A 15,200-nucleotide genomic window follows, 5' to 3' on the forward strand; every position below is an offset into this window, starting at 1 on the left:
CAGTTCTTACGGAATAAGCTTGATCAAAGGTTCACTCTCCCGGATCGGGCCGCTGGTCGCTGTAGTCAGTACGTCTCCATACTGTTGCATGTTGGTTACCACAATCGATGTAATGGTGTTATAGCCTGCTGACGTAATGCCCTCCGGATCAAAATCAACCAATAAATCCCCTGCCTTGATTGTCTGTCCTTGCTCGATATGGGCGTTAAAATATTTCCCTTTCAGACTGACGGTATCCACCCCGATATGAATCAGGATCTCAACACCATTCGTTGCCTTCAAACCGATGGCGTGTTTGGTGCGATAAAGCGCCTCAACTACTCCGTCAAATGGAGCGTATACTTTTCCATCTGTCGGAACGATTGCAATGCCTTTACCCATTAACTCTTGGGCAAATGCCTGATCTTCTACCTCAGAGATCGGTTTAATCTCCCCTGTCATTGGACTAACGATAAGCATGTCAGAAGATGTGGATGTCAGTGATGATACGGACGCTGTAGTTGCCTCTGTGGCAACGGCTGTTTGATTGCTATTTACTTTATTCGTAGCTTGTTGCTGCGATTTATTTCCATCTGTATCTTCCTTGATGCCAGCCAACAGCGTAAACACAAACCCGAGTACAACTGCGGCAACACAACCAATAACGACATACATGTAACGATCCGATGAATACGTGCCAATTGCCAATACACCTGGAAGTGAAATTGCATTCGCTGTTGTATGCACCAAGCTGTAGAATCCACCAACTAATCCTCCTGCCAGACAACCTGCGAAAAACGGACGTTTGTATTTTAGCGTTACACCATAGATCGCTGGCTCGGTAATCCCGAATAAAGCGGTGAATCCACTCGAAGCAGCCGCTGATTTCATCGTTTTACTCTTCGTTAGGACAAACACACCAAAGGCTGCTCCAGCCTGAGCCAAATTCGCCGCTAGTGCCGTTGGTAACAACACGGTTGCGCCCAGTGTAGCCACTTGTTGAACCTGAATAGGCATGATGGCATAGTGCATACCGAACATAACCATGATTGGTTTGAAAAATCCAAGAATCGCACCAGCAAGAACACCTGCGGTTGAGAACAATGAGTTAATGCCATTGGTCAACCAGTCACCGATATATGATCCTACTGGCCCAAGCACGATTAATTCCACTGGAATCATAATAAACAAAACAATCATTGGGGTAAGCAGGACCTGCAAAAACTTGGGAATTACTCGATTAACAATTGGATACACATAACTCATAATCCATACCGCCAAAATGATTGGAATGACGGAAGAGGAATATTTCATCAACAGAATCGGCATGCCGAGAAAATCAATACTGTTTACACCCGTCTCAGCAATCTGAGCCGCAGCGTTCAAAATGGTTGGGTGCATCAGCCCCGCAGCAAGAGCTACCGCCAAATAGGGATTGGTTTTGAAACGATTTGCTGCACTAACAGCCAGGAAGAATGGCATGAAGTAGAAAATACAATCCCCGATCATGTTAATGATCGTCAGGAAGCCGGAGCCTTCCAGGTAACCCATGGCAGTTATAACGGTAGCCAAACATTTGATCATCCCGCAACCAACAAGTGCTGGCAGAACAGGCGTGAATATACCTGCGATGGTTTCAAGCACTACATTGACGGGGTTACGTCTCTTTTTCGGCCCACTGTCTGTAGACTCTGTAAGCTCGCCAATCTTGTCAGAAGTTAGATTCTTCACTTCACTGTATACCGCGTCTACTTTAGCACCGATAACAACCTGAACCTGTCCACCGGAATTTTGTGCCTTGAGCACGCCTTCGAGCTGATCCAGCGCCTTGAGGTCTGCTTTGTTATCATCCTTTAATACGAATCTCAAACGGGTTGCACAGTGTGTCAGACCCGATATATTTTGCTCGCCGCCAACGAGATCAAGTACGTTTTTAGCCAAGTCTTTGTTGTTCATGACCCTTCTCCTCTACATGAATAAATTGGATATATAAAAAATGACCAAGCCGGGGAATCGTCATTCCCTACGCTTGGTCATGCCTGATCGAATCAGTAACAGTCCAATATGGATTATTCGGTTAGTTCATTCCGTTGGTTCATTTGAGATCAATCGTTGAATATGCAAGATCAAATATAATTTTTCATCATCAGAACAGGTCCAGCCATAATTATTTTTCAGGAAATCAGCAATCTTCTCCACACAAGCCAGTTCTTTTGGAAACTTCTCCTTCACCATCAGGAACAGCGATTCATTCTCGTCTTTGAGCGATTTACCGCTCATCTGCCTCAGAATGAAATACCGGATATGTGTGGCAAAGCGCATGAAATGGATGGAATCCTCCTGAAAGTCAATTTTGAGAGCATATTTGATCACGGACAGGATCTCGCCCGTAACTGTAGTTACCTTGGTGGTGTCCGTCATCTCTCCAGAGCCCACCTGTGCATTAACAAAATGCAGAGCAATCAGTGTTGTTTCGGCTGTTGGCAGAGCGATATCCGTTTTTTCCTGAATCAGCTTCAGCGCAGCCTCCCCCACCCGGGTCTCGTCCGGATAGAGTGTCCGCACTTCCCATTCCAGCGGGTTTTTGATACGGATACCTTCTCTGGTTCGGGTTAATGCAAAACTGATATGGTCGGACAGGGTGAGAAGCAGATTCGGGTTAAATGTTTTATTCAGGATCTGACTGCCCAGCTTGATGACTTCCTCCGCGAGATAAATATCCTCAATCGGAATACTGTTCAGCAGGTCATACATACGGATGTTCTTTGGTGCTACAAATATTTTTTCCACCAAGTCCGTCTCCGTCAGCTCATAGGGAGTTTTCAGAAATCCGACCCCTTTACCTACGACAAAAACCTCTTCGTTATGTTCATTAATAGCGATGGCTACGTTATTGTTTACTTTCTTGATAACCTTCAATGTTCTCACCCCCCAACAAAAATAAAAAAAGACCGAAAGCGATTACAGTAAAGCAATCGAATTCGGTCATGCCTGGTTTCCCCAGTAACAGTCCGTGTTATGAATATAAGTTTATTATAGTGCTGTTTTTAAAAAAGTCAATCATCCAATCTTAGGGAAAAACCAGCCAAGTGCTGGCTTCATCCCTCCAATACGAAAGGAGCTGTTATCCATGGGTTCAACCGATCTCGTTAACCAGGCCATCCAAGGAGATCGTGAAGCCTTTATCCGGCTTATTCGAGACATTGAAAACTCTTTGTACAATACGGCAAAATCCATGCTGAGAAAAGAGGAGGACGTGGCCGATGCCATTCAGGAGACAATCCTGAACGCATACAAATCGGTGCATACACTCCGGGAACCCCGGTATTTCAAAACCTGGCTGTTTCGCATCCTCATCAATGAATGTAACACGATGCTGTCCCGCCGCTCTCTCTCCACCGCTTATGCGGAAGTACCTTCAGATAAGCAGGAGCATTCCAGTCCCTACGATGAGGTCGATATGCGAGAAGCGGTAGACCGTCTGGAGGAATCGAAACGAATTGTTGTCGTTTTGCATTATTTTGAGGACCTGTCCCTGCGTCAAGTCGCCGATGCCCTCAATATTTCCGAAAGTGCAGTGAAAATGAGACTTACTCGGGCAAGGCAGGAGTTATATCAGAAATTCAAAAATTTTCGGGAGGTAAACTTACATGTCAAACCCGTTTAATATCGATCAGGAATTAAAGAACCAAGCGAAGGAGCGTCCTCTGATGTCTGAACTCGTTCGTAACCGGATTGATGCCACACTGGAATCTCTGCCGACGTCACCAAACACATTGAAAACGGAACAGACTTTGCGCTCCAGTCGCCGGAACAAGCGATGGCACAAGGCTGCAGCTGCGACGATCGCAGCCGGAGTATTGGGCGTGACCGTATTTGCATCCGGCTTTGTATCACCGGCCATGGCTGCCTCCTTGCGCAATATCCCACTCGTGGGCAGTCTCTTCAGCTCGATAGAAGCCGATATGGGTCTGCGAACGGCGGGCAACGAAGGCTTGACTACCCCTGTTAACAGCAAGGTCGCTTACCAGGATGTGAAGCTGGAAGTGCTTGAAGCGGTATATGATGGTACCCGTGCTGCGTTTCTGGTTCATTTCACTGCGCCTAATCTGAATCAAGGCGAATATGACAATGGCAAGGACATCGTGAAACTGAGCAGCGGAATTGAGAATGTCTTTTTCAAAGTCGACGGAACCCTTCCGAATAGTGGACTGTTCTATAGTTCGGTAGGAGAAACGCAGCCAAATACACTGCTCTTTGAGCAGGTCATTTCCTCCGATCAGGGAACGGCACATTGGCCGGATCAGTTCGATGCTCAAGTTCAATTGACGTTGCAGGGCATCGATCATGAGTTCGAGCTTACGGTTCCATTTACCAAATCAACAGAAAACATTCATCAGGTTCTGCCTAACACAGCCATGACCAACGATCTGTATATGGCCGCTGTTAAGGAAGCTGTGGTTACCCCTGTCACTACTCGTCTAGCTACTGTTATCAGTTTGAATGATAAGAATACACTTACGGCAAAGGAGCAGGAAAAGCTGAGTCACATCGGATTTGCCGTCTATGATGATCAGGGGCGGCAACTGACCTCACTTAGCGGCGAAGGCATATACGAGGGTAACCAACTGAAATCGGAACGCATATATGCCACAACAGCCAAGGATGTAAAATATCTGATAGTGAAACCTTTTGAGATCAAGGATGACTTCGCCGAAGAGGTTAAAGATACACAATTCATCAAGGGAATGGAAATGAAGATTCAGCTTCAATAGCCTAATATCATTGCCTTATCGAAGGAGCCATTCCATGTCCATCCAATATTCAATCTCATCTCCCATCGTACTTGGCCCATTATTCGTTCTGGTCCTGCTCGCCCTGATGCTCCATGCCAGGGTGAGCAAAACCAGGTACACGGTCAGACAGTATGTGTCGATGCTCGCATTTGCCATATATATGTTGGGCGTTATGCATTTGTATTTTTCCCTATCGACGTGAACATCGGAATCTATGCCAATCAAACGCCATGGTATCAAAGCATTCAATGGATTCCGCTCCTGACCGCGGATGCACCAAGCTTTCTCCTAAACATTGTGCTGTTTATGCCACTGGGGTTCATGCTTCCTTTCATAAAGCCTTGGATTCATTCGATGCGTACAGCAGGATTAGCCCTAAGTTTCCTCATTGAAATTACACAGCTCCTGCTCCGAATAACCTTGGGCAACGGTCGCAGCACCGATCTGAACGATATAATAGCCAATAAAACAGGAAGTGTACTTGGTTTTATCATCCTGAATCTGTTCACCAAAAGTTCCATCGGCCAGCGACTAATGGCACTATGGGAGTCACCACAGGGAGTATCGTCCAAAAATATGCAGTAAAATGAATATGAGCATGCATAACGCCCCTTGAAGGCAAAACATGGTCCATACACCAAGATGAAAAAAGTCGAGTGCTATGGTACAATGAAGGAATTGTGTATTCAGAGACAGACATGTGGATAAAGGCCATGAACGAAGGATTTCTGATGCGCTTTTATCCATTCATCATGCTGCCATTTTAGGGAGGCTTATGGAACAACCATGCTCATTATTGGTATCGCCGGAGGAACCGGCTCCGGTAAAACGACGGTAGCTCGCTCCGTCATAGACCGTCTGGGATCAGCTAAAGTTACGTTTATCTCCCAAGACAATTATTACAAAGACCAGTCGCAGCTCACACCTGAGCAACGCCGACTCACCAATTACGATCACCCGTTTGCATTCGATAATGATCTGTTGATTGAGCATCTCACCTTGTTAAAAAAAGGCCAAGCGGCGTATGCCCCCGTATATGACTTCACCATAGATAACCGTGCTGCCAATGAGACGGTTGAACTGGCACCGAACCATATTGTCATTGTAGAAGGATTGCATGTGCTGATTGACGAACATCTTCGCAGTCTGATGGACATCAAAGTATTTGTTGATACCGATTCCGATGTGCGGATTCTACGTAGAGTACTGCGGGACATTGAAGAACGTGGACGCACGATCCAATCTGTATACAAACAATATCTCGAAACGGTAAAACCAATGCACGATGCTTTTATCGAGCCATCCAAAAAGTATGCTGATATCATTATTCCAGAAGGCGGACATAATGAAGTAGGTATTCAGATGTTATCCATCCTCACCGAGAAATACCTCACCGGAGAGAATTGGAACGGCGCTTAATTTTGCAACTTCTTATTAGCTTGGCGGATTTGGATTTTTATGGCACAAAAAACCAGATTGCGATAGAGCGCAATTGGTATTATCCCCTTTAAGTAGACACTTGAAAAAACCTTCATGTTATCATGAGGGTTCAAGTGACACTTGGAGGGGATATTTTTATGGCCAAAAAAGGACAAACATTTCACACGTATACCGAAGAATTTAAATTGAATGCGGTTAGATCCTATGTCGAAGGTTCTTCAAGTTACAAGGTGGTCGCTGATCGCGAAGGAATTCGAAACTGTTCACAACTGAAGGTGTGGGTAAAAAAATGGAAAAACGGGGAAGCATTCGATGAGCGAAAAAACAATGTTCCGAATCCACTGAAAGGACGGCCTCGTACTGCCTTTAGCAGTGTAGAAGAGGAACGGGACTACCTTCAAGCACAGGTAGATTATTTAAAAAAGCGGTATCCAAATCTAGTAAAGGAGAAGCACTAAGCCAACGGGAGAACTACGATATCATAGACGAATTGCGTTGCTCGCATGGCATTACACGCCTATTATCGATTACAGGAATACCCCGTTCCAGTTACTACAAATGGCGAGCAACACAGCCACAGCGAGACGCAAGACAAGACCGTGAGCGTGAGATCAAAGAGCACATGATGGCTATTCATTTTGCAAATCGAGAGTTTGGTTATCCTCGCATGACAACGGCGCTCTGGGAGTCTGGTCTGAACGTTAATCACAAGAAAGTATGGCGAATCATGCGGGAACTATCGATCCAATCGGTAATTCGCAAGAAGCGGAAGAAGTCCAGCTATACGCCATCTGTGATTTATCCGAATCGCCTAAAGCGCAAATTTCATGCCACAGCACCTCAGCAAAAAATGGTGACGGATATAACTTATATTTCGGATGGAAACACGTTTGTTTACCTGTCTGTGATTCAAGACTTGTTCAACAACGAAATTGTCGCTTGGCAATTATCTAAACGGAACGATGTTCAGCTCGTATTGGATACGGTGGAACAATGGACACAAAAAAGAGACGTTTCGGAAGCCGTGCTCCATTCGGATCAGGGCTTCCAATACACGTCTCAGGTGTACAACTCACGATTAGAAGCATTCGGCGTCAAAGGCAGCCACTCTCGCAAAGCAACCTGCCTGGATAACGCATGCATCGAATCTTTCTTTTCGCATCTCAAAACAGAGAAGCTGTACCTTATCCAGTGTAATTCAGAAGCCGAGATTCGACAAGCCGTGGAAGATTACGTGTACAATTACAACTACCGACGCTTTCAAGCCAAACTCAAACAGCGCGCACCGATTGAATATCGATGCGCGCTGGCAGCATAGCTTTTTTCATCTGTCTACTTGACAGGGGTATGACCACAATCTGGTTTTTTAGTATAATTTAGTCTTTTAAGTTTATAACTTGTTATCGTGAGAAATAATTGGGTATATTTATATTTTGAATAAAAATTTCTTCTCTCAGACAAAAACGCATTTTTATTAATTACTTTCTAATAAAATAGAAAGCATCTATTTATTATCTTTACATAATCTAACTATATCAAGTATCTACTTGGAAGCTACTGCTACTCTATGAGTTATTAATTGAAACTCTAAAAATAAAAGTAACGCAATCATTTTAAATGATTGCGTTACTTTTATTTTTTTCATTAATTTAAATAGTAAAGTTAAATCGACCAGTATAGTCCACTTTACCTGTTCCAGTAAAAGAAACATAGCCGAAACTTAAGCCTACTCCTGTAGTAAATCCAGGAAGAGTTCTATGCGAATAGCCTACTGCAATTGCTGTACTAATCCCTTGAGAAGAAGTAGGATAACGCAATTCCTGACGTCCCCAGCCATCTTGAACGTTGTAGCTACCTCCAGCCTTAATGTCCACAAGCCAAGCAGTACCACTAACTTCTTCCTTACTCACTTTACTAGAATAACTACCAACTTTTACACCATTCGTGTTATAAACCGTGTGCTGTCCATTAGGAGAACCTGTAGGAGTAGCATTTGACTGCCAAGCCATAGCTAGATTATCAGTATAAAAATTAAATGGGCTACTGCTCCATTTATATGTCGCATATACTTGATATATGCGTTCTTTTCCATTATTAGATGTCCCACCATACACAGCATAACCCGATACCGTCGGACCGCTGGCAGCAGCTCTTACCTGTTCAGCTAAAGCTTGTTTATTTACTGATTTTCCTTGTTCATCAGTAGCATTAATAGTGAGATCAACATCTTGAGAAGCTACTTTTTTACCATCTTTACTGGAGATGTCTCTCTTCATATCAATTGGTAAATTAAAAATTTCCGTTGAATTAAATCCCATTTTTTCCAAATGATTATTTATTGTACTTTCGTCAGCAGAAAAGGCATCAGATAATGCAGGAATAACCGCCTCATCAACTTCATTGCTGGCTTGAGCACCAACTGATGTTAAAAGACTAAAAAACATAAATAACGACAAGAGACCAGAAACAAGAGTTTTCTTTTTAAGCATATTTTCCTCCTTAAGGAAATTTTGTATTAATCACATTATAATAATATCATTGTATGGAAAAGAAATCAAATATAGGGATTTTTTTAACACCCCTAATTGTTATCTACTAAAGAAATTAAGACTAGTTTAGTTAATAAACATTCTCATCTAGTTTATAATTGAAATAAGTTTTGATCTACCATAGATATACTTAGGCGTATTAAAGATCAGAAAAGTCGCACCATTATGGTGGTGAGTGTCAAAAAACTAAAAAACATAATAAATAGTGGATCGATTGCTGGAAGACGATAATTCTCAATTTTTAAAATAAGTATTACACAAAATAGTTTTATCAATAGATATTTCCATTAATATTTTTTTAATTAGATCTATTTGCTTGGAATTACTAAAGTAGCCTATAGAAAGCTCTCGAATCTCATTCGCATCATATGCTCAATCGTCAAATATCTCTTAATTAAAGTTCAAAGCCCTAATTGTAGTCATGAATTCCACTACCCATTAATTTCGAAACGAAGTTTGCCTAATGTGTCATACATGATACTTTCTTTATTCACGTCCAAAGAACACACTTCAGCAACCTATCCAAACTTCTTCCTTAAAGTTAAAGCGGGTTTGAATAGATTTTCAATGGGGAAAGAGTTCCAGTAGTTTACGCCATATGGAGGCTAAATGGGCCACCCACAGCATTACATATATTTAACAGGATTGGTTTTCTAATGCAATTCAATTTCGTTTACGCATTCAGGTGGAAACAGGGTTGTATTTCCCCCTATTCGTTCTATCTGATTTCGTATTGAGTTTTCACACAGCATAAAACTATGTATTACCATTTGAAATTTTGGAGATACATCCTACTATAGTATAAAGTAAACAGCAACGGCTATGGGAATATCGACTGATATTATTTCCCTTCTAATCTCCTACGATGGTGCCTAATACCCAACGAAATTCCCATAGGCTAACTTTATTTGAGTAAGAAGAATATGGGCTTTTCAAATGTTTGGAAATCGAGTATTCTTGATTTATTGATTATTGATGGAACTACATATGTTGGAGACCTTAAAGCATAAGGCTATGAATCTGCGGATTCGTGGCCTTTTTTTGTGTTTTTTGAGGAAATATAGGTCTTGAGCATTAGTAACAGTTGTGTAGAAAGGAGAAAATATATTGCTAAATCATACCAACAGCCTAGTTATACATGGTAGAATATTGATTATTATTACAAATTTAGTATCTAGTAGACTGAAAAGTACATATCAAGGAGAGAAATTCACAATTGAGAGGAGTAAGATTCATGAAAAAAATGATGATTTCTGGAGTAACGGCATTAGCTTTATTAACAGGGGGTATCGTAGGTTTTGGAGGCGTTGGGAGTTCTGTAGAAGCCGCACAAGCTACAACTACATTCAAGGACGTTCCAGCTACACACTGGGCATCCGCAGCGATTAATTCAGCCGTGGAACAAGGTTATTTCAAGGGGTATGCCGACGGGACTTTTAAACCCAGCTCACCGGTCACCAAAGCTGAAATGGCAAGTATCCTGGGACGTCTATCCGACCAGCCTAATGCATCGACACAAGAACAAAACAATTTCACGGACATACCCGAGTGGGCAAAGAGTGGTGTCTCAATAGCTATCGCAAAAGGTTTTATCAACCCTTCTAATTACAAGGGAAAATTGGATGCACAAGGCGCTCTTCAACGAGGCGAAATGGCTACTTGGCTAACGCAAGGGCTAACCGTGGTTGATCCTGAGTACAAACAAGCACTCTCTGATGTAACCAACACCGTTGTGCCCGCAAAGGAATATTTTATAGGTAAACTCGCAAGCGCTCAAAAAAATGCAGTAGCCGTTGCCCTGGGAACAGGACTTATGAGTGTGGCAAACGATAAAACATTTGGCGTTGATCGTACTACAACACGAGCTGAAGTAGCTGTATTGATCGCCCGTTATGCAGCCGTTGCCAAGACAAAACCTGCCGATTTTCAGGGTCTGAATGAGCTGCGAGCAGTGGGTTTGACGGGGACGAATTTGAATATTATTGCGCCATCGTACAAAAAAACACCTCAGAAAAAGGTTAATCCTAACATTGACTATGATTCTGTAACAGAGGATTTTTCAAAAATAAGAAATAAGAATCTCGTAACACTAACAAATTATTCCGATCTCAAAATCCACAATTGGATTGTTGTTAGTCCTTATGCAGTAGGAGCAAAACGGAGCATTTATTATCCCGTATTTGTTGATGAAGGAGTTATTACAACTTTACGAGGTGCCTACCACTCATTTGTCGAATTTGAATTAAATATTAAAAGTTCATCTATGAATCAGTTACAAGCTGGAAGTCTATTAAACTCAAGTGCTGTTGATCCTCTTCTTTCCCCAAAAACAAAAACTAGTGCTTCATTCGGAATACCGACTAATATTGAATATCTAAAAAATAAAGGAGTTTTCACTGTCAAAGATCCTGTATTCTGGGGAGATGGACTACTACATTTCGATAAAGCTCTGATTTCTGCAATTACCCTCACAACTAAAGAGGGAGTTACATTTAGTGTGATCGATAATAAATAAGGATGGGATGATTTTGGCATTAAAAAGTAATTTAAGTCGATTTCTTTTAGCAGCCTTTACAATAAGTGCATTATTAGCCCCCTTTTCAACGATTGAAGCTGGCGGAGGGCCAGGCACTAAAGAAGAAGTTAAACCATTTCACATGGAACCCTCAGGACCAGCAAAGTCCCAGAAGAAAGTTATTCCTCTTGAAGGAGAAGCAAAAACAAATCTTGGTATCTATATCTTTCAACTTGATAATTTGGATTGGAGGGTGGAAGGTCAGTGTAACGGCATTGATTTACTTAATGATAGTTCAACTAACCTACCTAGATCATCCAGAGTATGTGTACAATTAGATCTCGATAAAGATGTATACAAACCAACAGAGTACAAAGATAAAAACAATGAGCAACCCCCTTCATCTACAATAACTGAAAGATCAAAGAAACCGCACTACATGGACAACACTAGCTATTATAGAATTGGAGATCCAATTTTGATTTCTGTAGATGAATTCGATGGATTGAGCACCAAGTTCCAAATGCAAATTGGGGGCGCAATCGCCCCTACTGCATCAAGAGAGTATAACCCTCCGAAATGGTCAGCGGACTACATTTTCAGAACTGATCTTTATTGGAAGGCATTGGCTGAGATAACCAAAGAAATCAACCTCACCGCTGGTGGACAACTTAGCTTGAACCAGTCCAAACAATTGAATGCAACGGTCAAAACAAAAAATGGAGATGGAAACTTTGGAGCGGAGACCAATGTAAACAACGGCAGCGGTGGTACAACTACATGGGAATCATCCAATCCTGGTGTTGCTACCGTTAGTAACTCCGGAGTAGTTCAAGCAGTCAGCAGAGGAACCACAACCATTACCGTATTGTGGGAAAAGGACGATTTTGAGCTAACTACCACAACAAACATCGGTGTTGAAGAGAGCCCAGGTACTGGCGAAGGCGACGGTAACGGAGGCGGTGGAGGTTGCACACCAACGATTGGACCACCTTCTGCTGGAACCATCATGAGCATGAATGATCTTGATCCAAATGCCAACGGTGTTATTAAGTCAGATAACAGAGATAATGAAACATTCAACGTGTTAAAAGGAATCCCTACTTCCGAGTCACTCTACACAAATGCCTTTGCTGACAATTATCTGTTTAAACAAGCTTGGGCGAAAATGAGCGGTAAAGTTACATACAACTGTAATGTCACAATCTCGTACGACAGAGAGTGGACAGTACCTGGACCAGAGGAATGTGATGATGATGGTTGTACACCAGGGCCACCTGTACCCGCGAACGATACGGTACCCAAGCCATACAACTTCCAGATTACAAGAGACTACTCCTACTGGAAAATTAACAATCTGGAAGTATACAAGATCGCTAAAGCAACCATGAATAATTACGCTTTGCCCGGTGAGACCGTTACGATGAATCCAACAGGATACACACCACCAACACTAGAGTCTAAAAATGATGAATCCGTAGAAAGCCATGTTCGACCAGGGCAAACCACTTCAATCTCATATACTCCACCCAAATTAACAGGTGGTTTGAACCAACCTCCCAGTGTGCCTGATGATACATCACGGTTAAAAGGGATGGCTGAATCCAACACACCTCAAAGTAAAGTGAATAATGATCTAGTGAAATTCAACAGCACGACCATTATGAATGATGTGGAAGCAACCAAAGATGGCCCGACGCCATCCAATATTCCTAATCCAACAACGATTGGGCGTGATGTGCTGTACAAACCGGGTAACATGATCAGCAATTCCCTGCTGAATAAAGCAAACACCACAAGCGCTGGTGAGATCTATTATGATTTGCTACCGGGTAACGTGAATGGCGGCACCAGTAAAATATTACCGATTAACGGCATTAACACGGTCACCGTACACACCCCTGTCGTCAACTACGCCTGGGTATCGGATGATCAGCCGCATAATCAGAAAACCGTACCGGACCCAACCAGCGCTGCACTCATTCTGGAACGCCCGTTCATTGTGCGAATTCCCACATCGGGACAGCACTTGGACGCAGCGAGTTATCCCGGTTATGGAAATCGGGACTATGCCAAATATTTTCGAATCAAACAGGTGCAATTCCCGTTTGATGTCTATAACGCAGATCGGAGTCAGTTTATCCCTGCCAAGACATGGGTGGATATTCCGGTCAATCAACTGGACACCACATTCTATCTCCCTGTATGGGTAGACGAAGGCAAATACCATATTGTATTCCGAGATATTGCAGAGAATGCGCCTACAAACTTTACCGAGCAACAGGATGCGAATACCAATCTGGCACATCATGTTGCAGCAGACACCGTACCGGTAGATGTTATCGGAAGGTTATATGATTTTCACGTCACTGATATCTCCGATTACAACTGGGAAAATGTATTTCGCAAGCGATTGGGCAGTCCCGAACCAACGGGCTATAGCTACTGGACCGGGATAAATAGCATTGATGGTGATCCGCGAGGTAACCTGGCTCCATTTGTATTGCCTATTCGACCAGGAAGCCATCCGGTGCAGGGATTCGCTAACGCAACTGTGAAGACTGGATACCATTTCAAGTTCGATCTGAAGACCAAGGGCAATATGTTTGGCAAACAGGATGGTATTCGAATTACACCCACTTTTGCTTTTGTAAGTAAAGACGGGTCCTCCCGACAAGAAGTGGATCTGTACTACCATCGCGGTCAGGAACGCCTGATCCGTATCGGATCGGTGCAGGATCTGGAGAAACGCTTTGTTGTCCTGAACTCACGTCTTCGAAATGTACCCGGCACAGAGTTAGGCGATACAGCGCGTTACCAGTATACTTATGAACTGTCAGCTGAAGAACGTAATCAGCGTACGTTGGCAGAATATATGGTTCGCCTAGTCGATCAGACATCTCATCAAAAAACATGGGTAGGTCGTTATGACTGGATGATCCTGTCCGCTCCGATTCGGACACTCATCGGGCCCAAATCGGAGATTCCTTCCGGGGTCAACGTGGACCGGGCCAATGCAGCAATCCAGCGTTGGTACGGGGAGTACAGCTTGCCGGCCGATGTATATGCTGTACCAAAAGGGACGGATCTCGAACCCCTCGCCCGACAAAATCAGCTGGATGAGAAATCGAAGATTTTTCTAAAGAATGGTTATATCGCGGTCAACTTCAACATGGAGAGCCTGCGGAATGGAAATACAGATGCACCTCATCTGCAATACATTCATGCACCACTGATGAATCAATGGCAGATGGAAGGTTTCAACAAAAAACCAACAGACACTCGAGGCAGAACCTGGCCGCTGAAGGATGGCGATATTGTCTTTTACCATGCTGATCAGTCCAGCCGGAATGACTTCCAATCCCAAGTACCGCACTAGTTTGAATCTCTCATGTCAGCACGACTGGCTAAGCATATGTAGACAACTACATATGGATAGAAGAGTCTGTATGCGGAGTACCTCTCCAAAAGAAGACTGAATATCTGTATACCGATAATCACCCAATGAAGCAATCAATAAATATATGATGAAATAGCCATGAAGTGCCAGACTGAGTACTATACAGCCTGCGCAAAACTATGGTGTGCTTAATGCATAGGTGTACTGAACCACATACGATAAAGCATTCACAAGTGATTCCAGTGTCACATCCCAACTACACACAACATGCCTGTTATACAACAAAAGGGTTATCCTGAAAGTCATCTATGGACTTCTGGGGTAACCCTTCTTGCATCATTCTTTTTTCATAACCTTACTTAGACTATAAAGAAAACCCGCACATTAGTATTATCCTAACAGACTTTCTCCAGGAGACAGGTAGGTTAGCAGGAACGTGATGCCGAACAATACGACTACGAGTTGTAATAATCGTTTAACGATATATCTGCTCAAGTGCTCTAACGTCCTTCCCCACAACT

12 protein-coding genes are annotated in these 15,200 nt (G+C 43.0%); 9 read left to right on the forward strand and 3 right to left on the reverse strand.

What is annotated here, in order from left to right:
- Positions 1-6 precede the first annotated feature (6 nt).
- Both MHB71_RS23850 and MHB71_RS23855 read right to left on the reverse strand, forming a co-directional pair.
- A complete protein-coding gene (locus MHB71_RS23850) occupies positions 7-1,935 on the reverse strand; it encodes a beta-glucoside-specific PTS transporter subunit IIABC (protein ID WP_340027870.1) in 1,929 nt (642 codons plus the stop codon).
- A 126-nt stretch (positions 1,936-2,061) separates the two neighbouring features.
- Entirely contained in the window at positions 2,062-2,898 is an 837-nt protein-coding gene (locus MHB71_RS23855) for a PRD domain-containing protein (protein WP_036616378.1), read from the reverse strand.
- A gap of 211 nt (positions 2,899-3,109) precedes the next feature.
- Here MHB71_RS23855 and MHB71_RS23860 point away from each other — a divergent pair, with 211 nt between their 5' ends.
- The 7 genes from MHB71_RS23860 (at position 3,110) to MHB71_RS23890 (ending at position 7,533) form a co-directional block, all read left to right on the forward strand.
- A complete protein-coding gene (locus MHB71_RS23860; protein ID WP_192136148.1) occupies positions 3,110-3,646 on the forward strand; it encodes a sigma-70 family RNA polymerase sigma factor in 537 nt (178 codons plus the stop codon).
- Complete coding sequence (locus MHB71_RS23865; protein ID WP_340027871.1) at positions 3,630-4,754, forward strand: DUF4179 domain-containing protein; 1,125 nt, start codon at positions 3,630-3,632, stop codon at positions 4,752-4,754. Before MHB71_RS23860 ends, MHB71_RS23865 begins: the two co-directional genes overlap by 17 nt.
- Before the next feature lie 34 nt (positions 4,755-4,788).
- On the forward strand, positions 4,789-4,977 hold the full coding sequence (locus tag MHB71_RS23870) for a hypothetical protein (RefSeq protein ID WP_340027872.1): 189 nt from the start codon (positions 4,789-4,791) through the stop codon (positions 4,975-4,977).
- On the forward strand, positions 4,974-5,360 hold the full coding sequence (locus MHB71_RS23875) for a VanZ family protein (protein WP_340027873.1): 387 nt from the start codon (positions 4,974-4,976) through the stop codon (positions 5,358-5,360). Before MHB71_RS23870 ends, MHB71_RS23875 begins: the two co-directional genes overlap by 4 nt.
- Positions 5,361-5,561: 201 nt before the next feature.
- Positions 5,562-6,194, forward strand: coding sequence for a uridine kinase (gene udk, locus MHB71_RS23880; protein WP_036616377.1), 633 nt, complete (start codon positions 5,562-5,564; stop codon positions 6,192-6,194).
- A gap of 158 nt (positions 6,195-6,352) precedes the next feature.
- Positions 6,353-6,673: a transposase gene (locus tag MHB71_RS23885; protein ID WP_076319340.1), complete on the forward strand. Its 321-nt coding sequence runs from the start codon at positions 6,353-6,355 to the stop codon at positions 6,671-6,673.
- Between the two features lie 23 nt (positions 6,674-6,696).
- Positions 6,697-7,533 carry an IS3 family transposase gene (locus tag MHB71_RS23890; protein ID WP_235193718.1) on the forward strand — a complete coding sequence of 279 codons (837 nt, stop codon included), beginning with the start codon at positions 6,697-6,699 and terminating at the stop codon, positions 7,531-7,533.
- Positions 7,534-7,864: 331 nt separating this feature from the next.
- On the opposite strand, the gene MHB71_RS23895 is transcribed toward MHB71_RS23890, so the two are convergent.
- Positions 7,865-8,704 (reverse strand): hypothetical protein, encoded by an 840-nt coding sequence (locus tag MHB71_RS23895; protein ID WP_340027874.1) that lies wholly within the window; start codon positions 8,702-8,704, stop codon positions 7,865-7,867.
- A 1,294-nt stretch (positions 8,705-9,998) separates the two neighbouring features.
- Here MHB71_RS23895 and MHB71_RS23900 point away from each other — a divergent pair.
- Positions 9,999-11,279 (forward strand): S-layer homology domain-containing protein, encoded by a 1,281-nt coding sequence (locus tag MHB71_RS23900; protein WP_340027875.1) that lies wholly within the window; start codon positions 9,999-10,001, stop codon positions 11,277-11,279.
- A 478-nt stretch (positions 11,280-11,757) separates the two neighbouring features.
- Positions 11,758-14,658 (forward strand): DUF5704 domain-containing protein, encoded by a 2,901-nt coding sequence (locus MHB71_RS23905; protein WP_340027876.1) that lies wholly within the window; start codon positions 11,758-11,760, stop codon positions 14,656-14,658.
- The last annotated feature ends 542 nt before the right edge of the window (positions 14,659-15,200 follow it).

Origin of the sequence: Paenibacillus sp. FSL H7-0940, from assembly GCF_037979415.1 — a bacterium.
In the GTDB taxonomy this organism is placed as follows: Bacteria; Bacillota; Bacilli; order Paenibacillales; family Paenibacillaceae; genus Paenibacillus; species Paenibacillus amylolyticus.

Excerpts from the sequence above, each read along its gene's own strand:
- MHB71_RS23850 (WP_340027870.1), bottom strand. The coding sequence starts at position 1,935 with ATGAACAACAAAGACTTGGCTAAAAACGTACTTGATCTCGTTGGCGGC.
- MHB71_RS23860 (WP_192136148.1), top strand. The coding sequence starts at position 3,110 with ATGGGTTCAACCGATCTCGTTAACCAGGCCATCCAAGGAGATCGTGAA.
- MHB71_RS23865 (WP_340027871.1), top strand. The coding sequence starts at position 3,630 with ATGTCAAACCCGTTTAATATCGATCAGGAATTAAAGAACCAAGCGAAG.
- MHB71_RS23870 (WP_340027872.1), top strand. The coding sequence starts at position 4,789 with ATGTCCATCCAATATTCAATCTCATCTCCCATCGTACTTGGCCCATTA.
- udk (WP_036616377.1), top strand. The coding sequence starts at position 5,562 with ATGCTCATTATTGGTATCGCCGGAGGAACCGGCTCCGGTAAAACGACG.
- MHB71_RS23885 (WP_076319340.1), top strand. The coding sequence starts at position 6,353 with ATGGCCAAAAAAGGACAAACATTTCACACGTATACCGAAGAATTTAAA.
- MHB71_RS23895 (WP_340027874.1), bottom strand. The coding sequence starts at position 8,704 with ATGCTTAAAAAGAAAACTCTTGTTTCTGGTCTCTTGTCGTTATTTATG.
- MHB71_RS23900 (WP_340027875.1), top strand. The coding sequence starts at position 9,999 with ATGAAAAAAATGATGATTTCTGGAGTAACGGCATTAGCTTTATTAACA.